The 25,389-nt window shown below is 72.3% G+C and carries 22 protein-coding genes and 1 pseudogene; 11 read left to right on the top strand and 12 right to left on the bottom strand.

All coding sequences use genetic code 11. The features are described 5' to 3' along the window. Window positions 1-102: 102 nt before the first annotated feature. The 4 genes from ACGF5O_RS35325 to ACGF5O_RS35310 are packed head-to-tail and all read right to left on the bottom strand — an operon-like array spanning window position 103 to window position 4,089. Window positions 103-864: an SDR family NAD(P)-dependent oxidoreductase gene (locus tag ACGF5O_RS35325; protein ID WP_393813977.1), complete on the bottom strand. Its 762-nt coding sequence runs from the start codon at window positions 862-864 to the stop codon at window positions 103-105. Beyond that, complete coding sequence (gene hisD, locus ACGF5O_RS35320; protein WP_393813976.1) at window positions 861-2,162, bottom strand: histidinol dehydrogenase; 1,302 nt, start codon at window positions 2,160-2,162, stop codon at window positions 861-863. Before hisD ends, ACGF5O_RS35325 begins: the two co-directional genes overlap by 4 nt. A 29-nt stretch (window positions 2,163-2,191) precedes the next feature. After that, entirely contained in the window at window positions 2,192-3,127 is a 936-nt protein-coding gene (locus ACGF5O_RS35315) for a VOC family protein (RefSeq protein WP_393813975.1), read from the bottom strand. Next, entirely contained in the window at window positions 3,124-4,089 is a 966-nt protein-coding gene (locus ACGF5O_RS35310) for a fumarylacetoacetate hydrolase family protein (RefSeq protein ID WP_393813974.1), read from the bottom strand. The genes ACGF5O_RS35315 and ACGF5O_RS35310 overlap by 4 nt, the downstream gene beginning before the upstream one ends. A 254-nt stretch (window positions 4,090-4,343) precedes the next feature. Between ACGF5O_RS35310 and ACGF5O_RS35305 the strand changes: the two genes are divergently transcribed. The 8 genes from ACGF5O_RS35305 to ACGF5O_RS35270 all read left to right on the top strand — a co-directional run bounded on the left by ACGF5O_RS35305 (window position 4,344) and on the right by ACGF5O_RS35270 (window position 11,997). Further along, a complete protein-coding gene (locus tag ACGF5O_RS35305) occupies window positions 4,344-4,649 on the top strand; it encodes an antibiotic biosynthesis monooxygenase family protein (RefSeq protein WP_393813973.1) in 306 nt (101 codons plus the stop codon). A gap of 49 nt (window positions 4,650-4,698) precedes the next feature. After that, window positions 4,699-5,823, top strand: coding sequence for an FAD-dependent monooxygenase (locus ACGF5O_RS35300; protein ID WP_393813972.1), 1,125 nt, complete (start codon window positions 4,699-4,701; stop codon window positions 5,821-5,823). After that, window positions 5,820-6,821 carry an amidohydrolase family protein gene (locus ACGF5O_RS35295; RefSeq protein WP_393813971.1) on the top strand — a complete coding sequence of 334 codons (1,002 nt, stop codon included), beginning with the start codon at window positions 5,820-5,822 and terminating at the stop codon, window positions 6,819-6,821. The genes ACGF5O_RS35300 and ACGF5O_RS35295 overlap by 4 nt, the downstream gene beginning before the upstream one ends. After that, entirely contained in the window at window positions 6,818-7,663 is an 846-nt protein-coding gene (locus ACGF5O_RS35290; RefSeq protein ID WP_393813970.1) for a cyclase family protein, read from the top strand. Before ACGF5O_RS35295 ends, ACGF5O_RS35290 begins: the two co-directional genes overlap by 4 nt. A gap of 7 nt (window positions 7,664-7,670) precedes the next feature. Then, complete coding sequence (locus ACGF5O_RS35285; RefSeq protein ID WP_393813969.1) at window positions 7,671-9,041, top strand: FAD-binding oxidoreductase; 1,371 nt, start codon at window positions 7,671-7,673, stop codon at window positions 9,039-9,041. Between the two features lie 6 nt (window positions 9,042-9,047). Further along, on the top strand, window positions 9,048-10,004 hold the full coding sequence (locus tag ACGF5O_RS35280; protein WP_393813968.1) for a fumarylacetoacetate hydrolase family protein: 957 nt from the start codon (window positions 9,048-9,050) through the stop codon (window positions 10,002-10,004). 184 nt (window positions 10,005-10,188) lie between these two features. Beyond that, entirely contained in the window at window positions 10,189-11,172 is a 984-nt protein-coding gene (locus ACGF5O_RS35275) for a LysR family transcriptional regulator (RefSeq protein ID WP_393813967.1), read from the top strand. Window positions 11,173-11,226: 54 nt separating this feature from the next. Beyond that, window positions 11,227-11,997 carry an SDR family NAD(P)-dependent oxidoreductase gene (locus ACGF5O_RS35270; RefSeq protein ID WP_393813966.1) on the top strand — a complete coding sequence of 257 codons (771 nt, stop codon included), beginning with the start codon at window positions 11,227-11,229 and terminating at the stop codon, window positions 11,995-11,997. A gap of 3 nt (window positions 11,998-12,000) precedes the next feature. Here ACGF5O_RS35270 and ACGF5O_RS35265 read toward each other — a convergent pair whose 3' ends face one another. Further along, complete coding sequence (locus tag ACGF5O_RS35265) at window positions 12,001-12,912, bottom strand: hypothetical protein (protein ID WP_393813965.1); 912 nt, start codon at window positions 12,910-12,912, stop codon at window positions 12,001-12,003. 398 nt (window positions 12,913-13,310) lie between these two features. On the opposite strand from ACGF5O_RS35265, the gene ACGF5O_RS35260 reads away from it, so the two are divergent. Next, the gene (locus ACGF5O_RS35260; protein WP_393813964.1) at window positions 13,311-14,624 is read left to right on the top strand and encodes a cytochrome P450; all 1,314 of its coding nucleotides are present in this window, start codon (window positions 13,311-13,313) and stop codon (window positions 14,622-14,624) included. A gap of 74 nt (window positions 14,625-14,698) precedes the next feature. Here ACGF5O_RS35260 and ACGF5O_RS35255 read toward each other — a convergent pair whose 3' ends face one another. The 4 genes from ACGF5O_RS35255 to ACGF5O_RS35240 all read right to left on the bottom strand — a co-directional run bounded on the left by ACGF5O_RS35255 (window position 14,699) and on the right by ACGF5O_RS35240 (window position 18,851). Continuing rightward, a complete protein-coding gene (locus tag ACGF5O_RS35255; RefSeq protein WP_393813963.1) occupies window positions 14,699-16,216 on the bottom strand; it encodes an MFS transporter in 1,518 nt (505 codons plus the stop codon). A gap of 13 nt (window positions 16,217-16,229) precedes the next feature. Further along, entirely contained in the window at window positions 16,230-16,697 is a 468-nt protein-coding gene (locus ACGF5O_RS35250; RefSeq protein WP_393813962.1) for a VOC family protein, read from the bottom strand. 6 nt (window positions 16,698-16,703) lie between these two features. Further along, the gene (locus ACGF5O_RS35245) at window positions 16,704-17,474 is read right to left on the bottom strand and encodes an SDR family NAD(P)-dependent oxidoreductase (RefSeq protein ID WP_362578357.1); all 771 of its coding nucleotides are present in this window, start codon (window positions 17,472-17,474) and stop codon (window positions 16,704-16,706) included. Between the two features lie 123 nt (window positions 17,475-17,597). After that, the gene (locus ACGF5O_RS35240; RefSeq protein ID WP_393813961.1) at window positions 17,598-18,851 is read right to left on the bottom strand and encodes a cytochrome P450; all 1,254 of its coding nucleotides are present in this window, start codon (window positions 18,849-18,851) and stop codon (window positions 17,598-17,600) included. Between the two features lie 424 nt (window positions 18,852-19,275). Here ACGF5O_RS35240 and rho point away from each other — a divergent pair, with 424 nt between their 5' ends. After that, window positions 19,276-20,424: a transcription termination factor Rho gene (gene rho / locus ACGF5O_RS35235; RefSeq protein ID WP_393813960.1), complete on the top strand. Its 1,149-nt coding sequence runs from the start codon at window positions 19,276-19,278 to the stop codon at window positions 20,422-20,424. 118 nt (window positions 20,425-20,542) lie between these two features. Further along, a pseudogene (locus tag ACGF5O_RS35230) lies at window positions 20,543-21,388 on the top strand (D-alanyl-D-alanine carboxypeptidase family protein); the annotation flags it as partial. A gap of 89 nt (window positions 21,389-21,477) precedes the next feature. Here the strand turns inward: ACGF5O_RS35230 and ACGF5O_RS35225 are convergent. The 3 genes from ACGF5O_RS35225 to ACGF5O_RS35215 form a co-directional block, all read right to left on the bottom strand. Next, window positions 21,478-22,815 (bottom strand): glycosyltransferase 87 family protein, encoded by a 1,338-nt coding sequence (locus ACGF5O_RS35225; RefSeq protein ID WP_393813959.1) that lies wholly within the window; start codon window positions 22,813-22,815, stop codon window positions 21,478-21,480. Then, the gene (gene mptB, locus ACGF5O_RS35220) at window positions 22,812-24,206 is read right to left on the bottom strand and encodes a polyprenol phosphomannose-dependent alpha 1,6 mannosyltransferase MptB (protein ID WP_393813958.1); all 1,395 of its coding nucleotides are present in this window, start codon (window positions 24,204-24,206) and stop codon (window positions 22,812-22,814) included. Before mptB ends, ACGF5O_RS35225 begins: the two co-directional genes overlap by 4 nt. A gap of 211 nt (window positions 24,207-24,417) precedes the next feature. Then, window positions 24,418-25,356 (bottom strand): glutaminase, encoded by a 939-nt coding sequence (locus tag ACGF5O_RS35215; protein WP_393813957.1) that lies wholly within the window; start codon window positions 25,354-25,356, stop codon window positions 24,418-24,420. Window positions 25,357-25,389: the final 33 nt, after the last annotated feature.

Raw genomic sequence — 25,389 nt, 5'->3', positions numbered from 1 at the left:
ATGGCGCTCACACAGAGTGGCCACAGCCCTGGGTGGCGGGCACACACGACGGCGAGGCGGACGGCCTGTGCGCCGTCCACCTCGCCGATCTCGAGCATGTGCCTACGCCGGGGCGATCATCCCCGCCGACAGGTCGATGTCCGCCCCGCACAGTCCCGGCATCGCCAGCATGGCGACCAGGGCCCGCGCCACCTCGTCCTCCTCCACCAGCCGGCCGAGCGCGGCCCGGGAGGCGAAGTCCCGTTCCGCCTCCTCGACGGTGCAGCCGGTGAGTTCGGCGGTGAGCCGGAAGTTGCGGTCCATGCGGGGTCCCCGGACCGGGCCCGGGGAGAGGGAGTTGACCGCGACGCCGTGCGGGCCCACCTCGCCCGCCAGCGTCCGGGTGAGGCCGATCAGCGCCATCTTGGAGGCGGTGTACGGCGTGCGGTTGAGCAGCGGGCGTTTGCCGCTGACGGAGGCGACGTTGACGATGTCGCCCCGGCCGGCGGTGAGCATGGCCGGCAGGAAGGCCCGGCACATGAGGTAGACGCCGCGTACGTTGGCGGCGAACACGTCGTCCCACTCGTCGGGTTCGATGTCGACGAGCGGCCGCACCGGTCCCGCGACGCCGGCGTTGTTGACGAGCAACGACACGTCCTCGTCGGCGAGTCCGGCGGCCAGCGCTCGTACGGAGCCGGGGTCGGAGACGTCGCCCACGGCCGTGCGGGCCGCTTCGCCGACCTTGGCCGCCGCCTCCGTGAGGGCCTGCTCGTTCCGGCCGACCAGGATCACCCGGGCCCCGGCGTCGGCGAGCGCCAGCGCGAAGGCCCGGCCCAGCGGGCCTCCCCCGCCGGTGACCAGGGCCGTGCGGCCGTCCAGGCTCACGCTTCGTTCCACGGCAGCGCGTCGCCGGCGGCCTTCGCGGCGCGTACGTCGCCCGAGCGGGCGTGGCCCTCGAACAGCTCGACCCGGGAGGCGCGCCCGCACAGCCGGCCGAGCAGGGCCTGCGAGGCGGTGTCGGTGACCTCCTGGTAGGTGACCGTCTTGAGGTACTTCCCCACCCACAGGCCGCCGGTGTAGCGGGCGGCACCACGTGTGGGCAGCACATGGTTGGTGCCGATGACCTTGTCGCCGAACGACACACATGTGCCCTCGCCGAGGAACAGCGCGCCGTACTGGGTCATCCGCTCCAGCGCGAGGCGCGGTTCGGCGGTCAGCACCTCGACGTGTTCGAAGGCGAACGCGTCGGCGAGTTCGTACAGTTCGTCGATCGAGCCGACGACGTGCACCTGGCCGTGGTCGCGCCAGGCGGGCTCCGCGTAGTCGCGGGTCGGCATGGAGGGCAGGATCCGCTCGACCTCGGCGAGGGTCCGCTCGGCGACCTCGCGGGAGGTGGTGATCAGGACGGCCGGGGAGTCCGGGCCGTGCTCGGCCTGGGAGAGCAGGTCGACCGCGCACACGAACGGGTCGGCCTGGTCGTCGGCGAGGACCAGGATCTCGGTCGGTCCCGCGAACAGGTCGATGCCGATCTCGCCGAACAGCTGGCGCTTGGCCTCGGCGACGTAGGCGTTGCCGGGGCCCGCGATCAGGTTGACCGGCTCCATCGTGTCGGTGCCCACGGCCATCGCGGCGACCGCCTGGACGCCGCCGAGCAGCCAGATCTCGTCGGCGCCCGCGAGGTGCATGGCGGCGACGGTGGCGGCGGGGATCTCGCCGTGGATCGGCGGGGTGCAGGCGACCACACGCGGCACGCCGGCCACCTTGGCGGTGACGATGGTCATGTGGGCGGAGGCGGTCAGCGGGTAGCGGCCGCCGGGGATGTAGGCGCCGGCCGCCTGCACGGGGATGTGCTTCTGGCCGAGCCGCACGCCCGGCAGCGTCTCCACCTCGAACTCGCCCATCGAGGCGAGCTGGCGGCGGGCGAAGGTGCGGACCTGCTCCTGGACGAAGGTGATGTCGTCGATGACCTGCCGGGGCACCGAGGCGACGATCTTCTCGACCTCCTCCGTGCTCAGCCGGAAGGAGTCGGGGCTCCACTTGTCGAACTTCTCGGAGTACTCGCGGACGGCCGCGTCACCGCGCTCGCGGATGTCCGCGATGACACCGGTCACCGTCTCACGCACCTGGTCGAGGGAGGCGGCCACCTCGGCCCGGGGCACGGCGTGCTTCAGGATCTCTGCCACGACTGCGGCCTTTCTCGGAAGGATCGGGGTTACACCGGGGGCGCTTCGAAGAGCACGTCGGGATCGTTGAACTGCTCCTTGGCGACCGACTCGCTCATCGGGTCGGCGGTCCCCCACTGGTCCTGGGTGATCGGGTCGTCCACGTCGTGCCGGCCGGGGTGCCACAGGTCCTCTTCGAGGACGGCGAGCTCGGTGGTGTACTCGACGGTGTTGCCGTGCGGGTCGTGGAAGTAGGAGAAGGTGTTGTCGCCCGCCAGGTGCCGTCCCGGGCCCCAGGTGAGCCGGGTCCCGGCGCGCAGCGCACGTCCGGTGCCCCGCATGTACTCCTCCACCCCCCGCATCTCGAAGGAGGCGTGGTGCAGCGACACATGGGGGCCGCGCGCGATGGCGAAGGAGTGGTGCAGCGGGCTGCACCGCAGGAAGTACATGAGGTCACCCATGTGGGTGGAGTACAGGGTGTCGGTGAGCCGGAAGCCCAGGTTCTGGATGTAGAAGTCCCGCAGCCCCTCGGGGTCCTGGGAGTTGACCACACAGTGCGAGAGCCGTACCGGGACGGCCTCGCGCTCCTCGATCTTGCGGTGGGCGCGGGTCGCCACGTCCGCGGAGACCTCGACGGCCCGTCCGTCGGGGTCGAAGAAGCGCAGCCCGTAGCCGCCGCCGGGGGTGTCCAGCGCCCGGGGCTCGTGGACGATCCGCACCCCGGCGCGGCCCAGCCGCACCGCGAGCTCGTCGACGGCCGCCGGTGAGACCGCGCCGAAGGCGACGAGGTCCATCCGCTTCCGCTCGTCCTCGCGGATGCGCACGATGTACTGCTCGGGGCTGCCCTCGGCGGCGAAGAACGCGATGCCGCTGTCGTTGGCGACCTCGGTCAGGCCCCAGGTGGTGCCGTAGAAGGCGCGCTGGGTGGCGAAGTCCGGTACGGCCAGGTCGACATGGCGCAGATGGGTGATGGGCTGGAAGCTCATGCGTGGCTCCTGACGGTGTTGCGCTGGTGGCCGAGGCCGGTGATCTCCGCGTCGATCACGTCGCCGGGCCGGAGGAAGACCCCCCAGTGCGCGCCGTTGCCGGCCGGGGAGCCGGTGAGCAGCAGGTCGCCGGGGCGCAGGGTGGTGGTCGTGGAGGCGTAGGCGATCAGCCGGGGAATGTCGAAGATCATGTCCTTGGTGGACTCGTCCTGCCGGACCACCCCGTTGTGCCGCAGGGTGATCCGCAGGTCGCCCGGGTCGCCGACGAAGTCCGCGGGGACCAGGAACGGCCCGGTCGGCAGGAAGGTGTCGGCGTTCTTGGCGGTGAACCAGTCGGTGCCGATGGCCTTCAGGTCGGGCCGGTAGAGCCGGTCGCGGGTGGTCAGGTCGTTGCTGATCGTGTACCCGGCGACGTACGACATGGCCTCGGCGGCCGGGATGTCCCTGCCCGCCTTGCCGATGACCAGGGCGAGTTCGAGCTCCCAGTCGTGCTGTTCGCCGAGCGCGGGCAGCACGACGTCGTCGTAGGGCCCGCACAGGGCGCGCGGGGAGCCGAGGAAGATGTACGGGACGCCGCCGCGGATCCGCTCGTCCATCATCTTCTCGGCGTCGGCGCGGGCCTCCTCGGGGGTGGCGCCGTGCACGCTCTCCTTCTCGGCGGCGACCAGGTCGACCACGTGCTTGCGGTAGTTGGCGCCGCTCTGCAGGATCTGGCCCGGTTCGATCGGGGTCAGGACCCGCAGGTCCGCCAGGTCGTGCCAGTCGCCGTCGGTGGCGGCGGCCAGCTCGTGCAGCCGGGGCAGCCAGGTGTCCCAGTCCTCGACCAGCGCGCGTACCGAGGCCACCAGGCCGGACAGGTCACGGACCCGGGTGCCTGCGACCAGTCCGGGGAAGACGGCTGCGCCGTCGCTGAAGGTGCCGAGCGCGAAGGGTCCGGCGTGGGAGGGGGAAGGTTCGGGCACGGGCGGCTCTCCTCGTACGGGTGGGGGCTCGCCTTCGACGCTAGGCATCGCGCCCGGTCGGCGGAAATGGCCGTTCACGATGGCTGCCATCGCCGCCGCACCCGGCCCCCGCCTGCGCCGATGTGCGGTCGGGCCGGCCGGGACCGCCATCGCCGTCGGGGATGGATGACGTCCCCCTTGTCGATGCCTCGATCCGTTGACCCTGCACCTACCGCCGATCAGGCTCGATGCCACCCCGAACCGAGGAGCGCACCGTGGTAGTCGAGCACGCCGAGCTGACCGTCGAGGAAGGCCGGGAAGCGGAATTCGAGGAGGTCTTCGGCAAGGCCCGCGAGGTGCTCGCCGAGGCGGACGGGTTCCGCTGGGCCGAGCTGCTGCGGTGCGCGGAGCGGCCGCGGACGTTTCTCCTGCTCGTCGGCTGGGAGTCGGTCGAGGCGCACACGGTCGGCTTCCGGGAGTCGGAGCGGTTCGCCCGCTGGCGGGCCCTGGTCGGCCCGTTCTTCGCCGTCCCGCCGGCCGTGGAGCACTACCGCGAGCTGGGTCCCCGCTTCACCGGCTGAAAGCCGCTGCCCCCCACCGTCTGTCTTTCTACTTTCGCAAGGATCGCCCATGCCCGTGAACAAGGTGCTCGTCGTCGGCGGCGGCATCACCGGAAGCGTGCTGTGTCTCGCCCTCGCCCAGCGCGGGGTCGAGGCGGAGCTCGTCGAGGTCTCGCCCCAGTGGTTCGGGGTGGGCCATGGCATCACCATCCAGGGCAACGCGCTCAAGGCGCTGCGTTCGGTCGGCGTGCTGGACCGGGTGCTGGCCCGGGCGGTGCCGTTCGACCTGATGCGGCTGCGCCGGGCGGACGGCGGTCTGATCACCGAGCTGGAGACCCCGCACACCGGTGGCGCCGACCTGCCGTCCACGGCGGGCGCGCTCCGCTCGGACCTGCAGAACGCGCTGTGCGACGCGGTGTACGCGCACGGCGTCACCGTCCGTCTGGGCCTGAGCGTGCGCGCGCTCGACCAGTCCGCCGGCCATGTCGACGTGACCTTCACCGACGGCTCCACCGGCCGCTACGACCTGGTGGTCGGCGCGGACGGCATCAACTCGGCGATGCGCGCGCTCATCGGCATCCCGGCGAAGCCGCGCCCCGTCGGGATGTCGATCTTCCGGGTGGTGGCCCGGCGCCCCGCCGAGATGGACTGTGCCGAGGTGTACTACGGCGGTCCGCGCTACAAGGCCGGCTACAGCCCGATCTCCGACGACCAGTGCTACGCCTACCTCCTCGACGAGAACCTGGACGCCTCCCTGATCGGCCCGCGCGCCTCGCTGGACCTGCTGCGCGAGCGCGGCGCCGGGTACGGCGGAACCTGGGGGAAGATCCTCGCCTCGCTGCCGGACGACACGGCGGTGGACTACCGCTGGATCGAGGCGGTGCTGGTCGACGAGGACTGGCACCGGGGCCGGGCCATGGTGATCGGCGACGCGGCGCACGCCTGTCCGCCGCTGATCGCGCAGGGTGCCGCGATGTGCATGGAGGACGCGGTGCTGCTGGCCGAGCTGGTCACCGCCGACGAGCCGGTGGACCGGGCCCTGGCACGGTTCATGGCCCGGCGGCTGCCCCGCGTCCGCATGGTGCTGGCCAACTCGCTCCAGCTCGCCGAGTGGGAGATCCACCCGGACACCCCGGGCGCCGACCCGGCCCGGATCATGTCCGAGACGCTCTCCTGCCTGACGGTGGCCGCATGAGCACGCCCGTCGTCGACTGCCACGGGCATCTCGCGGTCCCCGAGGCCGACGCCCTGGTGGCCGGCACCGCGGGCTTCGCGGCCGAGCTGGCGGCGGAGCAGCGCGCCCACTCCCCCGAGTCACTGGCCGCCAACCGGGCCCAGCTCCAGCGCCTGGCCGCGAAGTTGACGGATGTCGACGTCCGGCTCGCCGACTTGGACGCGATGGGCGTCGACCTCCAGGTGGTCGGCCCGATGCCCATGCACCACTACTGGGCCGGCCCCGGCCTCGCGGTACGGCTGGCCCGTACCGTCAACGAGGCGGTGGCCGCGCACTGCGCCGCCGCGCCCGGCCGGCTGTACGGCCTCGGCACGGTACCGCTGCAGCACCCGGACCTCGCGGTCGCCCTGCTGGACAAGGCGGTCACCGAGCTGGGTCTGTACGGCATCAGCGTCTCCACCACCGTCGAGGGCCGCGAGCTGGCCGATCCCGCGCACGACGACGTCTGGCTGAAGGCCGAGGAGCTGGGCGCGGTCGTCTTCGTCCACCCCTGGGGCTGCTCGCTCGGCGAGCGGCTCGCCTCGAACTACCTCGGCAACACGGTGGGCCAGCCCGCCGAGACCGCGATCGCGCTCTCCCACCTGATCTTCACGGGGGTCCTGGACAGGTTCCCGCGCCTGAAGCTGGTGGCCGCGCACGGCGGCGGCTATCTGCCGACGTACATCGGCCGCTCCGACCACGCCTGGCGGGTGCGGCCGGACGCGCGCGGCTGTGCCGAGCCGCCCAGTTCGTATCTGCGGCGGATGTGGTTCGACGCCCTCGTCTACACCCCGCGCGCGCTGCGCCATCTGGTCGAGGAGGTGGGCGCGGACCGGGTGGTGCTCGGGACCGACCACCCCTTCGACATGGGGGTGAGCGACCCGGTGGCCCGCCTGGACGCGGCCGGCCTCGACCCGGCCGAGCGGGCCGCGATCGCCGGGGGCAACGCGCTGGACCTGCTGAAAGGACACACCCGATGAACCTGGGGCCCGTCGAGGAAGAGCTGGCCAAGGCCCGCGCCGCCTACCGCAACCGGGGCCGCTGGGGCGAGGACGACGTGCTGGGCACGCTCAACTTCGTCGACGACGCGATCCGCGCGCACGCGGCGAGTCTCATCCGGCGCGGCCGTGCGTTCTCGCTGGCCCAGGGGCCCCGGGGAATCGAGGGGTCCGGCCCCCGAGCCGCGACCCGCTGGCGCGGCCTGGGGCACGGCGACGACAACGAGCTTGCGGAGCACGGCGGTTCACGCACCACCGCCGACGACGGTGGCTCCGTGACCGGCATCGGCCACCTGGCCGGTGCCTGCACCGGCCGCGGGGTGCTGCTCGACGTCGGCCGGGCGGTCGGCGACGCGCGCGGTGAACTCCCCGACGGCTTCCCGATCCTGGAGGAGCACCTGCGGGACACCGTCGAGGCGCAGGGTGCCACCTCCAGTGTGCGCCGGGGTGACATCGTTCTCGTCCGCACCGGACAGCTCGGCCGGGTACGGCGGCTCGGCGCGTGGGACCGGTACGCGTCCGGTGCCGCGCCCGGCCTGTCCTTCACCACCCTCGGCTGGCTGCACCGCACGGAGACCGCGGCCGTCGCCACCGACACGTACGGCCTCGAAGTACGGCCGTGCGAGTTCACCGAGCCGGTGGTGTCGCCCCTGCACCGGATCGCCGTCCCCCACATGGGCCTGCCGCTGGGCGAGATGTGGGACCTGGAGACGCTCGCGGAGGACTGCGCGGCCGACGGTGTCTACGAGTTCCTGCTGGTCGCGGCACCCTTGCCGGTGACCGGCCCTGCCGGTGCCCCCGTCAACCCCATCGCAGTCAAGTGAGCCGCCCGTGAACACGAACCGTTTCTCCGGCACCCTCCACCTCCCCGGTGACGAGGACTTCGAGGAGGCCGTCTACGGCAGGGTCTTCAACGCCCGCCGCCCGGCCGACCGCGTCCCCGCCGCCGTGCTCAGGGCGGTCACCGAACAGGATGTCGTCGAAGGCGTACGGCTCGCGCTGGAGCGCGGCTGGCAGGTCGCGGTCCGCTCCGGCGGGCACAGCTGGGCCGCCTGGTCGGTGCGCCGGGACGCTCTGCTGATCGACCTCGGCGGCTTCCGCGAGTTGGCGTACGACGAGACGACCGGGATCGTGACGGCCACCCCCAGCGTCAAGGGCGGTGACGAACTCAACCCGTATCTGGGTGAGTTCGGGCGCTTCTTCAACGGCGGGCACTGTCCGTCCGTCGGCATCGGCGGCTTCCTGCTCCAGGGCGGGCAGGGGTGGAACGCGCGCGGCTGGGGCTGGGCGGCCGAGAACGTCGTGGCGATCGACGTCGTCACGGCCGACGGCGAGCTGGTCCGGGCCGACGAGGGCGAGAACAGCGACCTGTTCTGGGCGGCGCGCGGGGCGGGCCCCGGCTTCTTCGGTGTCGTCACCCGCTTCCACCTGCGCACCCGCCCCCTGCCCGGGCATCTCGCGCACACCGTGCACGCCTACCCGCTCGATCTCTTCGACGAGGTCATGACCTGGCTGCACGACGTCCACCACACGGTCTCCGACCTGGTCGAGATCGTCGCCCTCACGCAGACCCCGCCCGACCTGGACGGACCGGTGCTGCTGGTCACCGGTGTCGCGATGACGGACACCCCTCAGGAGGCGGCCGAGGCGCTCGCACCCCTGCATGCCAATCCGTACGCGGACCGGGCCCTGTTCCGAGTCGAGGCGCAACCCACCACGCTCGCCGAGCAGTTGGCGGGTCAGCGCATCGCCAACCCGGAGGGCCACCGCTACCTCGTGGACAACGCCTGGCTGACCGGCACCGCCGAGGAGGTCGTCCCGGCGATCCGCAAGGCGTTCACCGAGCACCCGACCCGGCAGACCTTCACCATCTGGTTCTCCATGGCGCCGCTGCGGCAACTCCCCGACATGGCCTTCTCGTTGCAGTCGGAGATCTACTGCGCGAGCTATGTCGTCCACGACGACGCCACGCGGGACGCGGAGCTGCGGGGCTGGCTGGACGAGGCGATGACGGCGATGCGGCCGGTGACCGCGGGCCAGTACCTCGGCGACTCCGACTTCACGGTGCGGCAACTGCGGTTCATGGGGGACGAGCAGTGGCGGCGGCTGAACGGGATCCGGGCCGACCGTGACCCCAAGGGCGTGTTCGCCGGCCATCTGAGCGCCGGGACCGTCACCAACACCAACCACTGGGAGAGTTGAGCAGCGATGCGTTTCGCGACATACGAGTACGACGGCGAGGAGCGCGCCGGTGCGGTGCGGGACGGGGTGATCCACCCGCTGCCCGAAGGGGTGGGCGTCCTGACGCTGGTCGAGGCGGGTGTGCTGTACGCGGCCGGCATCGAAGCCCTGGACTCGCCTGGCGAGTTGACGGTCGACCAGGTGCGGCTGCTGCCGCCGCTGAAGCCGCCGTCCATCCGGGACTTCGTCGGGTTCGAGGCGCACATCGAGGGCGTGTCGAAGTCGCTGGACGGCTTGGAGCACGTCCCTGAGGAGTGGTACCGGGCGCCCAACTTCTACTTCACCAACCCGCACGCCGCCTACGGTGCCCGCGACGAGGTGCCGGTGCCGGCGGGCTGCTCGGTGCTGGACTTCGAGCTGGAGGTCGGGGCGGTCATCGGCAGCAGCGGCCGGGACCTCACGCCGGAGCAGGCGCGGGACCACATCATCGGCTACCTGGTCTTCAACGACTGGTCGGCCCGGGACCTGCAGAAGCCGGAGAAGAACCTCGGCCTGGGCTTCTCCAAGGGCAAGGACTTCGCCAACACGCTCGGCCCCTACCTGGTCACCGCCGACGAGGTGGAGGACCGGCGCGATGCGGACGGGTTCCTTGACCTGGAGATGACGGTCACCCTGAACGGGGAGCTGATCGGCCGGGACACCCTCGCCAACGCCTCCTGGACCTTCGAGGAGATGATCGCCTACGCCAGCCGGGACGCCTGGGTGCGCCCCGGTGACATCCTCGGCTCGGGCACCTGCGGCTGGGGCGCGCTGGCCGAGTTCTGGGGGCGGCTCGGGGAGCGCACCCCGCCCCCGCTGAAGCCCGGCGACGAGGTGACGCTGACCGTCGAGGGGCTGGGCACGGTGTCCAACCGGATCGTGCCCGGACGGACGGACGCGTACCTTCCGCGGGCCCGCAAGCGGGGCCGCACCCCGCGCCCCTAGCACCCCAAGCTGTGGGGGGCCTGTGGTGCGCGCAGACCCCCCACCTGCGGGTATCCGGTGCCGGGATGGTTGGCATCGCATCTTCCTGAGAGTCGCCCCGACCCCCTTCCTCGACGGCCGTCCGCTGGTTAACCTCGCGTTTCACCGAAGCTTCAAGGACGTGGCCGGCCGGAAGGGGACACTCGTGGGTCTCGGAGCGATCGATCTCAATCTTCTGGTGGCACTGGAAGCGCTCCTGGAGGAGAAGAACGTCACCCATGCCGGTGTACGGCTGTCCACCAGCCAGTCCGCGATGAGCGGCTCGCTGGCCCGCCTGCGCCGGCACTTCAACGACGAGCTGCTGATCCGGGTGGGCCGCGAGTACGAGCTGACGCCGCTCGCGGAGCGGCTGCTGCCGGTCGTCCAGGGCTCGCTGCAGAAGGCCGAGGAGGCGCTGTCGCTGACCCGGCACTTCGACCCGGGCCGCAGCCGCCAGCGGTTCTCCGTGGTCATGTCGGACTACGTGATGACGGTGTTCGTGGAGCCGCTGCTGCGGGCCATCGCGGCCGAGGCGCCGGGCGTGCGGATCGACTTCCATCCGATCGTCGACGGGCAGCTGGAGACGGAGACGCACCTGCGCTGCCACGACCTGATGATCGTCCCGCTCGGCTACCAGCTCCCCGGGGTCAGCGAGGCCGTCATGCACGACCGGTTCGTGTGCATCGTCGACCCGGGCAACCCGCGCCTGGTGGACGGGCGGCTCACCCTCCGCGACCTCGCCGAGATGCCGCACGCGTCCTGCGCCATCGGCAAGAGCCACACGCCCGCCGACCGCCAGCTGGAGACCCTCGGGATCACCCCGAAGGTGCAGGTCAGCACGCCCGGCTTCAGTGTGCTGCCGTTCCTGGTGAGCGGTACGGACCTGGTGGCGATGGTCCCGGAGCGGCTGGCCCGCCGCTACGAGGGCTTCGCGCGCTGTGCGATCGTACCGGCGCCGTTCCCGGACGTGCCGCTGGTGGAGGCCATGTACTGGCACCACAACCGGCACGCGGACCCGGCGCACCGCTGGCTGCGGGACACGGTCCGCCGGGTCGGGGCGGCGCTGGGCGAGGAGGCGCCGCCGGAGATCGCCGAGGTGGATGCCACCCATCCCGAGAGCGCGTTTCCGGAGCTGTCCGCGGCTTCCTAGCGTGGACGGGAGGACATCTCCGCACGCCCCCTGGGAGGAATCACCGTGGAAGCCGTGAGCCGCACGCGCCTGGCGGGCCGTACCGTCGTCGTCACCGGAGCCGCACAGGGCCAGGGGGCCGCGGAGGCGGCCGCGGCCGCCCGGGAGGGCGCGGCGGTGGTCGCGACCGACGTGCTCGACGAGGCCGGCGAGAAGCTGGCCGCGTCCCTGCGCGCCGACGGCCTCGACGTCCGCTACGTCCACCTGGACGTGACCTCGCCGGACGACTGGGCGGCCCTGGCGGCCTCCCTGGAGACCGTGCACGGCCTCGTGAACAACGCGGGCATCCCGATGCGGGCCCGGCTCGGGCACGTGGAGCTCGCCGACTGGAACCGGGCCTTCGCCGTGAACACGACCGGCGCCCTGCTCGGCATCCAGGCCCTCGCCCCGCTGATGCCGCCCGGTTCCTCGATCGTGAACGTCGGCTCGGTCGCCGGGCTCACCGCGCACCACGCCGTGGCGTACACGACCAGCAAGTGGGCGCTGCGGGGCCTGTCCAGGGTGGCGGCCCTCGAGCTGGCGCCGCGCGGCATCCGGACGAACATCGTCCACCCCGGGTTCATCGAGACCCCCCTGATGGCCACCGCCAACCCGGTGTTCGTCGCCGCCCACCTCGCGATGACGCCGCAGGGCCGTCCGGGCACGGTCGACGAGGTGGCGCCGCTGGTCGTCTATCTCCTCTCCGACGAGGCCTCGTACGTGAACGGCGCGGAGATCACCGTCGACGGCGGCTACACGGCGCACGGCCCGGTGAAGGCGATCACCGACGCCCTCGACCAGGCCTGAGCCTCAGTCCTTGAGCTGCTCCAGCGTGGACTTGGTGTCGGTCTTCAGCCAGCCGGTCACGTCGTCGAGGGTCGGCGGGTCGGTGTCGCTGTCGTACGTGGAGAAGTACGCGCTGTAGTACATGGTGAACGTCATCCAGCCGTCCCGTACCGCGAGCGTGGCGTACCGCGAGCCGCTGGTGGTCGAGCCGTTGCTGGTGTCCTGGGTGACCAGGTAGGCCTCGTCGCCGATGCCCTGGACCGCCGTGACGTCGTAGTCGCTGTGGCTGTCGCCGTAGTTCTTCCAGGTGGCCGTGAACTCCGGTGCGGGGTCGGTCTTCTTGTGCAGGTCGACCTCCATGGAGAGGTAGGCGTCCCCGTAACTGGTGCTGGTCTTCTTGAGGCTGAGGCTGCAGTAGCTCTGGTCCAGCGCGGGGTCCTTCATCACGTTCTTCGTCGGGGACGAGTCGTCCACGGGGTACTCGTCCTTGAACGACGAGTAGTCCGCGCTGGAGCAGAGGTTCGCCGGCGCGCGGTAGCCGCGCAGGTCCGCGCTGCTCCCGAAGCCTCCGGTCAGGAAGAGTCCGGCCGCCCAGCCCGCGGAGGCGACCACCGCGCCCACGACGGCCCACAGCACGGCCTTCCCGGCCGCGTTCCCGCCGGCCGTCGGCGGTGCGGCCGGCGGCGGGTAGCCGTAACCGGGCTGCACGGCATAGGGGTTGGCCTGCGGCGGCGGGACGGGCCGGCCGACGACGGTGGGCTGGGCGTAGGGGTTCTGCGGGGGCGGCGACTGCGGGCTCGGATAGGGGTAGGCGGTCGGCTGCGGCGGGACCGCGGGCGCCTGCTGCTCGGGCGGCGGGGCGGGAGAGGGGGCGGCGGGAGGCTGTGGGGCCATCCGCTCCGGGGTGGACTCGGGCTGCTGCGGTGGCGTGGACATGTCGTGAAGATAAGGCATAACCAGACATCAAGTCCCGCACCGGTCAGGACCGTTATGGATTGCGGACATCCGCGACAACCCAGCGACTGACCCACCGTCAGATATTTTGGCCGCTGCCAGGGGAACCTCGGTCCGGCATATTGCCCGCCCCGACGGACCATGCCACGATCGGACAAATATTCGCCCAGATGGCAATGGGGGTGTTCATGAAACGGACACGACGCCTGGTGGCCCGCCTGGTGGGCAGGAAGCGGGTCAGCGGACGCTACCCGTACTGGCCCTACCAGCTCCGGTAGCCCGACCCCGCTCCTTTCAGGGCCATATCCACCGGAAACAGCGGAAGAACACCGATCGCAGGATCCCCTCCGAGGGGTCCTGCGATCTGCTGGGGGGGCTGGATGGCGCAACGCGAGACGCTCGGACGGCCGCCGGGTCCGCGCGGGCACTGGCTGACGGGCAACACCCGTGCGTACGAGGCCGACCGGATCGGATTCCTGCGTCGCTGCCACCGCGAGTACGGAGACGTCTTCTCCTACGACGAGCAGACGGTGTTCGTGATCGACCCCGACCTCACCCATGACGTCCTCACGCGCACCGGTCACAGCTTCGTGACCGAGCTGGCGCCCTTCGACATGCGGCGGGACCTCGACGAGGCCACCGCACAGGCCACCGCGTGGATGTCCGCGCGCCGCGCCACGTGGCCAGGGCTCAGTCGCGCGGCCTCGGCCGCGGCCGACGACCGGACCGTCGAGATCCTCGACACGGTGACGGCCGGCGTCGCCGGCCGCGAGGTGGACGTGCTCACCACGATGCGCGCGTTCACCGCCCGGGCGATCGCCGACTACTGCTTCGGGGCGGACGCCCCCGGCGTCCCCGGCCTGCTGCACGACCTCATCCGCGCCACCCGGCCGTTCACGGAGTCGTCCTACGAGTTCCCCGCATGGCTGCCGCTCCCCCGACACCGCCACTTCTTCCACGCCTCCCGGCGCCTGACCGACGCGCTGACCGGCATCGTCCGGCAGCGGCGCGCGTCACCCGCCGGGGAGACCCCGGGGGACCTGCTGGGGTTCCTGCTCGCCGCCGAGCCTGCCATGCCCGACGACACCGTGACGTCGACGCTGCACAGCGTCCTCATGGGCGGGCACGGCGTGCCCGCCGCCGCGCTCACCTCCGTCGTGTGGGAACTCGCGCGGCGGCCCGGGCTCGTCGGCGAGCTGCGCGACGAGGCGCAGGGCCCGGCGAGCGGCACCGCTCCCCTGCCGTCCGCCCCGTCGACGGCGGCACGGCTGCCGCTGGCCGAGGCGGTGGTACGGGAGACGCTCCGCCTGTACCCGCCCGCGTGGCTGATGACCCGCACCGCCCGTACGGCGACGCGCCTGGGCGACTGGTCGGTCGACCCGGGCGACGACCTACTGCTCAACGCCTACCTGATCCACCGGGACCCCCGGTGGTGGCAGCGGCCCGACGAGTTCGACCCCACCCGGTGGCTGCGCGGGCGGCCGGCTCCCGGTCCGGCCTACCTTCCCTTCGGTGCCGGGCCGCGGGTCTGCCTGGGTTCGACACTGGCCATGCGACAGCTCACGCTGGCCACTTCGCGGCTCGCGCAACGCTTCGCCGTCGAGTCGCCGAACGCCTCGTCGGTGGCCCTGGAGTTCATGGGCAGACTCGCACCCGCCGGCCTGCGGGCACGTTTCGCACCGCTCGGGCGGTAGCCGGCGGAGCCTTCGCGGCCGGTGCACACGTGCAGGCCGGGGCCTGGGCCCCGGCCTGCATTCCGTGCCGCGGATCAGGCGGACGCCGGCTGCACCGGCAGCTGGGCCGTCGCTCGCGCGGTGTTCTTGCGGACCAGCAGCAGGGTGACCAGCGCGCCGAGCAGCGAGGCGCAGCCGCAGATCACCACGCCCAGGGCCATGCCGTGCGCGAGGGCGTCCTGCGCGGCGGCCCTGGCACTGTCACTGCCCGCGTTGACCACCGCGAGCGGACCGGCCGCGGCCTCCATGCCGGCGTCGGACCCGCTCAGCTTGCCGACCAGCGCGGAGGAGGCCGCGCTCATCGCGATGGTGCTGATCACGGCAGGGCCGAGACCCTGGCCGAACTCGCGGACCAGGCTGGTCGCGCCGCTCGCCATGCCGGTCATCTCGATCGGCACGGCGTTGACGGCGGCCGAGGTCAGCGAGGAGACCACGCAGATGAAGCCGATGCCGAGCAGCAGCACCGGGCCGATGAAGGCCGCGAGGGAGGTGGTGGTGATGGGCAGCGCGGCGATCCAGAACTGGCCGGCGGCCATCGGCAGCAGGCCGCCCATCAGCAGCCAGCGCGGCTCGACCCGGGTGAGCATCTTGCTGAGCACCGGCGCGAGGAGCAGCGGGATCAGCTGGAGGATGACGAACGGCATGCCGGCCCGCAGGGCGCTGAGGTGCATCACCGCGCCGAGCCGGATGGAGACGCAGTAGGCGGTGCCGATGAACCCGAACATGCCGGTCAGCGCGACCACCGCGGCCGCCGCGAACGACGGGATCCTCAGCAGTTCGAGGTTGAACATCGGGGACGCGGCACGGTTCTCCGCGACCACGAAGCCGACCAGCGCCACGGCGGCGAGGACCAGCGCGAAGACGATGGAGGGGCTGCTCCACCCGCGGTCGCCGCCCTCGATGATGCCCCACAGCAGCGCGGTGAGGCCGACGGCGATGCTGATCTGGCCGGGCCAGTCCAGCGCACGGCCCTCGGGCGCCTTGGAGTCGGTGACCAGCACCCAGCAGGAGATGCCGACCACGACGCCGAGGACGACCGGCGGCACGAACGCCCAGCGGAAGTCGGCGACCGTGGCCAGGATGCCGGAGGAGAGCGGGCCCACGGCGGAGGCGAGGGAGATGCTCAGCGCCCAGGTGGAGACCGCCTTGGCGCGGTCCTTCTCCCCGGGGGTCGCGGCCGCGATCACGGCGAGGGAGCTGGGGAAGAGCGCGGCGGCGCCGACGCCGGCGAGCGCCTGCCCGATCCAGAGCATCGTGATGTTCTGGGAGGTGGCGTTGAGGAGTTCACCGATCGCCAGCACGAATCCGCCGAGGACCAGCAGCCGCTTACGGCCGAACAGGTCGCCCACCACACCGAAATTCAGTTCCAGGATCGCGGTGGGCAGAATGAACGCGGAGGTGACCCAGGCGACCTGCGATCCCGAGGCGCCGAATGCGCTCTGGATTTCCCCGTTGATGGGCGAGGGGACGGTAATGCACAGCTGCGCGGCGGCAACTGCCAGACAACAGGCTATGAGCGTGCCCACGTCCAGTTTCTTCACAGCGTTTGTCATTCCCTGCTCCATCTCACGGGTTAACGGTGGTGCCGCGCGCTTCGGCTTCGGCGAGTTCGCCGTGCTCGCCGAGTTCGCCGCGTTCTATGAGTTCGATGAGATTTCCCTCGGGGTCCTTGACCCAGGCCATCCGCACCCCGGGTTCGGGGGACGGGCCGGGGGCGAGGACCTCGCCCGCCCCGAGGGCCGTCAACGCGGCGTACACGGGGTCGAGTTCGGGGGTGGTGACCGCGAAGTGCCCGTATCCCTCGGTGAGGACGGCGGTCATCGGGTCCGGTGCCCGCAGGCCGGGCGCGGATCCGGGCCTGGCGAGCAGTTCGAGCCGCCAGCCGTGCGGGTGTTCCAGGACGACACCGGTCAGACCGGGTCCGTCGAGTCGGAACTCGAAGACGGTCTTCAGGCCGAAGGCCGTTTTGTACCAGGCGAGTTGGGCGGGCAGGTCGCGTACGTTCACGCCCACGTGGTCGAGTCGTGCGTGCATCCGCGCTCAGCCCGCCATCGCGCTGTCGCCGCCGTCGACCATGAGGTTGGCGCCGTTGACGAAGGCCGCCTCGTCGGAGCAGAGGAAGGCCGCCGCACGGGCGATGTCCTCGGGCTGCCCGACCCGGCCGACCGGGATCCGCGCCTCCAGCTGGGCCTTCGGGCCGTTCGGGTCGTCGAGGAAGGGTGCGGTGGCCGAGGTGCGGGTCATGCCGGGGGCGATGGTGTTGACGCGGATGCGGTGCGGGGCGCCGGCCGCACACAGGTGCTTGCTCATCGCGAGCACCCCGCCCTTGGCCGCGCCGTGCGGCACCATCGGCATGAACGGCGCGCCGCGCACGGCGGCCACGGAGGCGACGTTCAGGACGGCCCCGCCACCGCGGGCGACCAGGTGCGGCCAGGCCGCCTGCGTGCAGAAGTAGGGGATGTCCAGCTCGTTCCTGATGGTGAAGTACCAGTCTTCGGCGGGCATCGTCTCGAAGGGGCCGTTCCGCAGCGCGGAGGCGTTGTTGTAGAGGATGTCGATGCCGCCGAATTCCGCGATCCCGGCCTCGATCCACTCCCGCGCCCCGGCCTCGGTGGAAAGGTCGACCGGCGCCAGGGAACGCATGGCACCGCCGGCCTTCTCGACGAGTTCCACGGTTTCCGCGGCGTTCTTCTCGTCGATGTCGCAGCCGAAAACGGTGGCACCCTCCGCCGCGAACACCTGTGCCGCGGCCCGGCCGATTCCAGCCCCCGTTCCACTGATGAAAGCGATTTTCCCGGCCAGTCGACCCATGATTGCGAAGTCCCTTGTCCATGCCGCCGAAGTGCGGTGGTGGCAGCGTAGGTAGGGCCTATGGCGAGAACAAGAAATGCGTCAGCGAAACGCCATCGGGCGTTCGTATGGCTGGTATGCGCGTCAGCCGCCGGATCGGGGGCCCGGCCGTACCGGGAGGGCGTGCACGCTGTTGCTGACGAAGCTGCCCGACCGGGGGAGGCCGTTCTCGGGGGCGGCGAGGTCCAGGGCCGGGAAGCGGTCGAAGAGCCGTTCCAGGGCGACCGTGGCCTCCAGGCGGGCCAGCGGGGCCCCCAGGCAGTAGTGGGCTCCGTGGCCGAGGGAGAGGTGGCGGACGGCGTCGGCGCGGCCGGGCCGGGTGACGTCGAACCGGTCGGCGTCCGGGCCGTGCGCGGCCGGGTCGCGTCCGGCGGCGGAGTAGCCGGCCAGGACCGGGGTGCCCGCGGGGATCACCGTGCCGTCGACGGTGAGGTCCCGCACCGGGTAGCGGAAGGGGAAGTAGCTGACCGGCGCGTCCCAGCGCAGCGTCTCCTCCACCACGTCCGACCAGCTCGCGTCGCCCTTGCGGACGAGTTCGAGCTGGTCGCGGTGGCCGCACAGGGCACGCACGGCGTTGGTGATCAGGTTGAGGGTGGTCTCGTGCCCGGCGATGATCATCAGGAGCAGGGTGCCGATCAGCTCCTCCTGGCCGAGCCGGTCGCCGTCCTCGTCGCGGGCGGCGATCAGGGCGCTGGTGAGATCGTCGCCGGGGTGCTCGGCGCGGTCGGCGGCCACGGTGGCCAGGACGGCGACCAGCTCCCGGTTGGCGGCCACGGCCTCGGCCGGTCCGATGTCGGTGGCCACGACCTGGTCGGTCAGGTGGTGCAGCCGGTCGCGGAACTCCGCATCCACACCGAGGAGTTCACCGATCACCCCCATGGGCAGCGGGAGCGCGAAGTGCCGGCGCAGATCGGCGACGCCGTCACCGTCGGCCGCGGCCCGCTCCAGGTCGTCTAGGAGGCTGCCGGTCAACTCCTCGATCCTGGGCCGGAGTTCCTCGACCCGGCGTGGCGTGAAGGCCCGGCTGACGAGTCCGCGCAGCCTGCGGTGGTCGGCTCCGTCGGCGGTGGTCATGCCCCGCACGGCGGCGAAGGTGAGCAGCGGCCAGCCCGCCGGGATGCGGCCCTCCCGCAGCTGTGTGAAGTGCCGGGCGTCCTTGGCGACTTCGGGATGCTGGAGGAACTCCCTGAGCGCCTCGTGCCCGAGCACGGCCATGCCCTCGACGCCGCCGGGCAGCACGACCGGGGCGACGGCACCGCGCGCCAGCAGCCGGGCGTTGTCGGCGTGCGGGCAGCCGCCGGCTGGGTCCGGGCGGTACGGCACGGGCGAGGTCTCCACCGGGGGCTCCTGACAGCGGTAGCGATACGACGCGGACACGGCCGATCGTAGGCGCCCGCGGGCCGGTGACAAGGAGCGTTTCCCGGCCAGTGCGCCCAGCGCCGAGTGGCCGACGGCGACGGCGACGGCGGGAATACCGGTGACCGGTGCCATGTTGACGATCGCGGAACCCCGGGTATAGTGCGATCAGCACGTGTGAGCGCCCTTCCATCGGGCGCCGAGTGCCGGTTCCACCCCTCCAGCCGCATCGCCCGTCGCTTCCCGACCGGCCCGCCGGCTTCTCAGCACCACCTCGTGACCAGGGTTTTTCCGCCGTTTCCGAGGTGTCGTTCCCCGCCGCACGGAGGCCTGCGCACAGCCCCTCCCGCTCGCGGCCCACTCCCCCCTTCCTTCATGTCTTCCGTCCGCGAAAGGACCACCTCTCATGACCACCACACTCGAACCCCCAGTACAGCAGCAGGACCGGCCGGCCACCCGGCCCGTCACCGGTGTCCTCGACATCGACGCGGGCGGGAAGGGGCAGCTGCGGGCCCCGAGCTGCCTGTCCTCCCCCACCGACCCGCAGGTCTCCCCGGCGCTGATCCGCCGTCACGGCCTGCGCAAGGGCGACCTCGTCGAGGGCGTCCGCGGCGACCGGCGCACGCTGACCGAGATCACGCGCGTCAACGGCCGTACGCCCGAGGAACTGCGCGGCCGCCGTCACTTCCGCGACCTCACCCCGCTCCACCCGCACGAGCGGATCCGCCTCGAACACCCGGCCGCCGGGCTGGCCGGACGGGTCACCGACCTGCTCGCGCCGGTCGGCAAGGGGCAGCGCGGGCTGATCGTGGCCCCGCCGAAGACCGGCAAGACCGTGCTGCTCCAGCAGTTCGCGGCCGCCGTCGCCGGCAACCACCCGGAGTGCCACCTGATGGTGCTGCTGCTCGACGAGCGTCCGGAGGAAGTCACCGACATGCGGCGCTCGGTGCGCGGCGAGGTGTACGCCTCCACCTTCGACCGGCCCGCCAAGGAGCACATCGCCCTCGCCGAACTCGTCGTCGAGCGCGCCAAGCGGCTCGTCGAAGAGGGCAAGGATGTCGTCATCCTGCTCGACTCCCTGACCCGGCTGTGCCGGGCCCACAACAACGCGGCCGCCTCCAACGGCCGTACCCTCAGCGGCGGTGTCGACGCGGGCGCGCTGCTCGGCCCGAAGCGGTTCTTCGGCGCCGCCCGCAAGGCCGAGGAGGGCGGCTCGCTCACCATCCTGGCCACCGTCCTGGTGGACACCGGCTCCCGGGCCGACGGCTACTTCTTCGAGGAGCTGAAGAGCACCGGCAACATGGAGCTGCGGCTGGACCGCGAGCTCGCCTCCCGGCGGGTCTTCCCGGCCGTGGACATCGCCCCCTCCGGCACCCGGCGCGAGGAACTCCTGCTCACCCCGGCCGAGTTGACCACCGTCCGCGGACTGCGCCGGGCCCTGCAGAGCCGGGAGGGCACTCCGAACGGCCTGGAGACGCTCCTGGAGCGGCTGCGCGAGACCCCGGACAACGCGACCTTCCTGCGGCGCGTGCAGCCCACCCTGCCGACGGGCTGAGACCGGCCCCCTCCCGACAGGTACGCCCTGGGCCGGGCGTGCGGCATCCGGGTTGCTCAAGGCCCCCGACCGGCCCTGACAGCGCGCTGGACACCGCCACCGTTCCTACGTTGATCATATGACGATCGGATTCACTGGCCGATTCCCTCGGCGAGCGGCGGTGACGACCTGCTCCGTCTGCCTGGCGGGCCTGCTGGCGCTGACACCCGGCACGGCCGCCGCCGGCAGCGCGGCGCTCGACCCCGCCCCGCCCCCGAGGGCGGTGGTGCCCGGACCGTCGCTGCTCTTCCGCTCCGGCACGCAGGTCCGGCCGCACGCCGGGGCCCCGGCCCTCCCGGACCTCTCCGCGCTCTCCTGGCTGGTCGCCGACGCGGACACCGGCCAGGTGCTCGCGGCCAGCCGCGCACACCGCCGGCTGCCACCGGCCAGCACCCTCAAGACCCTGTTCGCGCTCACCGTGCTGCCCGTCCTGCCGGCCGGCCTCCAGCACCGGGTGACCTCCAGGGAGCTGGCGGACGTCCCCGAGGACAGCAGTGTGGTCGGCGTCGAGGCGGGCCGCAGCTACCAGGTCTCCGACCTGTGGCGCGGGGTCTTCCTCAGCTCCGGGAACGACGCCGTGCACGTCCTCGCCGCGCTCGACGGGGGCTGGCAGCGCACCACCGCCCGGATGCAGGCCAACGCCCGCGCCCTGGGCGCCCTCGACACCCAGGTCAGGTCCCCCGACGGCTACGACGCACCGGGGCAGGTCTCCTCCGCGTTCGACCTCGCGGTGTTCGGCCGGGAGGGGCTGCGCAACCCCGACTTCGCGCGGTACTGCTCCACCGCCGAGGCCCGCTTCCCCGACGGCGCCGGCTGGTCGTTCGGCATCGAGAACACCAACCGGCTGCTGACCGGCGAGGACGGCGTGGGACGGTATCCCGGCCTGATCGGGATCAAGAACGGCTACACCAGCAACGCCGGCAACACCCTCGTCGCCGCCGCCCGGCGCGGCGGGCACACCCTCCTCGTGACGGTGATGAACCCGCAGGACGGCGGCGTGTACGACGAGGCCCGTCAGCTGCTCGACTGGGGTTTCGAAGCGGCCGGACGGGTCGACCCGGTGGGCTCGCTGGACGCTCTGCGGACCAGACCGCGGCCCCGGCCGGGCCCGAGCACCGTACCGATGGCGGCGGCCACGGCACCCGACGACGACTGGTCGGAGACCGCCGTCGTCGCCGGGCTGGCGGCGCTCGGCGCGGGCGCCGTCACCCTGGCGATGCGGCTCAGGGGCGAGCGCTCCGGCCGGGACTGACCGGCCGGCAGCCACAGCAGCAGGCCCAGCGTGATCCAGGTGTAGATGTTGCTGCCGAGGAACCCGTCGACGCCGGACGCGTCGTCGAACCACAGCCACACCACGCTGGTGCACATCACCGCGTAGAGGGCGCCCGCGATCCGCGCGTGCCCGGCGCGTGCCAGCAGCACGAACGACGGCAGCACCCACACCAGGTGGTGCACCCAGGTGATCGGGCTGACCAGGCAGGCGGCGAGCCCGGTGAGCGCGAAGGCGGCCGTCCAGTCGGAGGCCGCCACGGCCTTGCGGGTCCGCCACGCCCACACGGCCAGCGTGAGCAGCACCACGATCGCCCACAGCGGCTTGTCCGGATGGCCGAGCCGGGCCAGGACGCCCTGCAGCGACTGGTTCGAGACGTAGTCGAGCCGCCCGACCCTGCTGGTGTCCCAGAGCGCCTGGGTCCAGTAGAACCGGGACGCCCGCGGGTCCGCCCAGGCGGCCAGCCCGGTGGCGGCGAGCGCCACGGCCGTGGCGATGCCGGCCGCCCGCCACTTGCGGCCGATCAGCAGCATGAAGATGAACAGGGCCGGCGTGAGCTTGATCGCGGCGGCGAGCCCGATCCCGGCCCCGGCCCAGCGGCCCCGCCCGCTGCGCAGCAGACAGCAGTCCGCGAGCACCAGGGCGAGCAGTATCAGGTTCACCTGGCCGAAGCTGAAGGTGTCCCGCAACGGCTCGAACAGCGCGAGCCCGCACAGCGCCAGCGCCCACCGGTACCAGCCCCAGCGCCGCCAGCCGGGCCCGGCCAGGATGCGCAGCACGAACGCCAGCGCGGCCAGGTTCAGCAGCAGCGAGGCCGCGATGGCCAGGTGCAGCCCCACCAGCGCCATGGGCAGCATGCCGACGGCGGCGAACGGCGGATACGTGAACCCGTACGTCGTCCCGGGGACCCGGTAGTCGTAGATCCGCCCGCCGTGGTGCACCCAGGTGTGCACGGTGCCGTAGTACACGCGCAGGTCGAACCAGTCGCGCAGCAGCGGCACGGTGGCCGTGAACAGGGTCACGGCGGCGACGAGGGCCAGGACGAGGAGCAGCCTCCCCCGGTCGGTACGCGGTCCTCTCATGCCGTACGTCCCACGGCCGGGGCCTGCGCGGCCTGGTGGGCCTGCCACAGCACGACCACGCCGAGCACCCCGCCGGAGACGGCGAGGACCAGCTGGCCGATGTCGGCGGGGCCGCCGCTGGGCAGCACGGCGAGGGCGAGCACGCCGGTGACGGCCGCCACCCGGTGCCGTACCGAGGTGCTGGGCGCCGCGGCCGCTATCAGGAACAGGCCCCAGATGGCGTACCAGGGACGGATCGCCGGCCCGAAGGCGGCGACCGCGGCCAGGCTCAGGCCGAGGGCGTAGACCGGACGGGGCCGCAGCCGGACCCATATCAGCAGCACGGTCACCGCGGTGAGCGCGAGCCCGAGCAGATGCCAGGCCGGGACGGCGAGCGGCGCCAGGTCGCTGCCGAAGTGTTCGAGGATCCGGCCCGTGACCCGGCCGAGCAGGCTGCTGAGCGCCCAGTTGTGCGGGGAGACGGGCGTGTCCAGCGCCCTTATCCACCCGTACCCGGTCCCGGCGACGGCGGTCGCCACCACCGTCGTCGCCCCGGAGGCGAGCGCCGTCGTCAGGGTGGCCCGCACGGGACTGCGGCCCTTGCGGGCCTGTACGACGATCACCGCGAGCAGGCCGAGCGCGGCAGGTGCCTTCACCAGCGCCGCGAGCGTGACCAGGACGGCGCCCAGGACCGGCCAGCGGCCGAGCGCCGCGACCAGGCCGAGGCCCAGCAGACCGAGCATGATGGCGTCGTTGTGGGCGCCGGCGACCAGGTGCAGCAGCACCAGCGGGTTGAGCGCGCCGAGCCAGAGCGCGGCGGCCGGGTCGGCGCCGCTGTGCCGGGCGAGCCGGGGCAGCGCGGCCGCCATCAGGCCGACGCCGAACAGGGCGACCAGCCGCATCCCGAAGAGCCCGGCCGGGAGTTCACCGCGGGTCAGCCCGGACAGCAGCGAGGCCACGCCCATGAACGCGGGCCCGTAGGGGGCGGCGGTGTTCTGCCACACCGGCGCGACCTCGTCGGCCAGCGGGCCGCCGAGCTGGGCGGGACCCGAGGTGTAGACGTCCATGTGCGCGTCGACCATGGCGCCCTGCGCGAGGTAGCTGTACACGTCGCGGCTGAACAGCGGGGGCGCCAGCAGCAGCGGGGCCGCCCAGACGGCGAGGACCAGCAACAGCTGCCGCGGGGTGGGCGGTTCGGAGCCGCGCACGAGGCGGCCCAGCAGCAGCCACGCCGCGATCAGCAGGACGACGCCGAAGTAGACGCCGACCAGTCCGAACGCCGCCTGCACGGAGCTGGGTGCGAGCAGATCCTCCACGGGCAGGGCGCCGGCTGTCTCACCTCCCAGGGCAAGGAACGCGGTGCCGGCCAGGCCGAGTACCTGGCAGCGGCGTAGATCGACGGGGAAAGCCATGGCCAACACTGGGTCAGCGTGTCAATTGCGGGTGGCCGGGAAACGACGGGGCGATTTCTTGGGAGCGGCCTACTTGTTACCTGTGTGTGGTGCGTTGTCGGGTGCGGGCGAGGTGGGGGCTGGTCGCGCGGTTCCTCCCCCAGCCTTCGGCGGGGGGACCCCCAGCGCCCCTGAAGGGGCGCTCCGGTCCCGGCGAGGAACAGATCGGTTTCTAGAACACCGACAGGCCGGTGAGTGTCGTGAATCTGTCCAGGGCCGCCACTCCCGCCACCGAGTTGCCCCGCTCGTCCAGGCCGGGGCTCCAGACACACAGCGCGCATCGGCCGGGCACCACGGCGATGATGCCGCCCCCGACCCCGCTCTTCCCGGGCAGTCCCACCCGGTACGCGAACTCGCCCGCCGCGTCGTACGTCCCGCAGGTCAGCATGACCGCGTTGACCTGCTTGGCCTGGCTCCTGGTCAGCAGGCGGGTGCCGTCGGCCCGGATTCCGTGGCGGGCCAGGAAGGTGGCGGCCAGGGCGAGGTCGGCGCAGGAGGCGGCCACCGAGCACTGGCGGAAGTACTGGTCGAGGAGGACCGGGACCTCGTTGTCGATGTTGCCGTACGACGCCATGAAGTGGGCGAGCGCGGCGTTGCGGTCGCCGTGCCGGGACTCGGAGGCGGCCACGTCCCGGTCGAAGTCCAGGGCGGCGTTGCCGCTCTCGGCGCGCAGGAAGCCCAGCAGTTCGCCGGCCGCGTCGCCGGTACGGGTCTGGAGGCGGTCGGTGACGACGAGCGCGCCCGCGTTGATGAAGGGGTTGCGCGGGATGCCGTTCTCGTACTCCAGCTGGACCAGGGAGTTGAAGGGGTTGCCGGAGGGTTCGCGGCCGACGTGTTCCCAGAGTTCGTCGCCCTCGCGGGCCAGGTCGAGGGCGAGGGTGAAGACCTTCGTGATGGACTGGGTGGAGAACGGCTGCCGCCAGTCGCCGACCCCGTAGACCGTGCCGTCCAGCTCGGCGACGGCCATGCCGAAGCTGCGGGGATCGCAGGCGGCGAGCGCCGGTATGTAGTCGGCGGGACGGCCCCGGCCGGGCGTCCGCTCCATCTCCTCGGCGATGCGCTCCAGGACCGGCAGGAAGGTTCGGGACGACGTCATTGTCATGATCACCATTGTGCCTCCGGACCGGTCCTGGTGCGTGTTCGC

The sequence above is a fragment of the Streptomyces sp. NPDC048291 genome (genome assembly GCF_043201715.1).
GTDB lineage: Bacteria > Actinomycetota > Actinomycetes > Streptomycetales > Streptomycetaceae > Streptomyces.
Note: the sequence above shows the minus strand (reverse complement) of the source record. Positions and strands in the feature narration are given on the sequence as shown.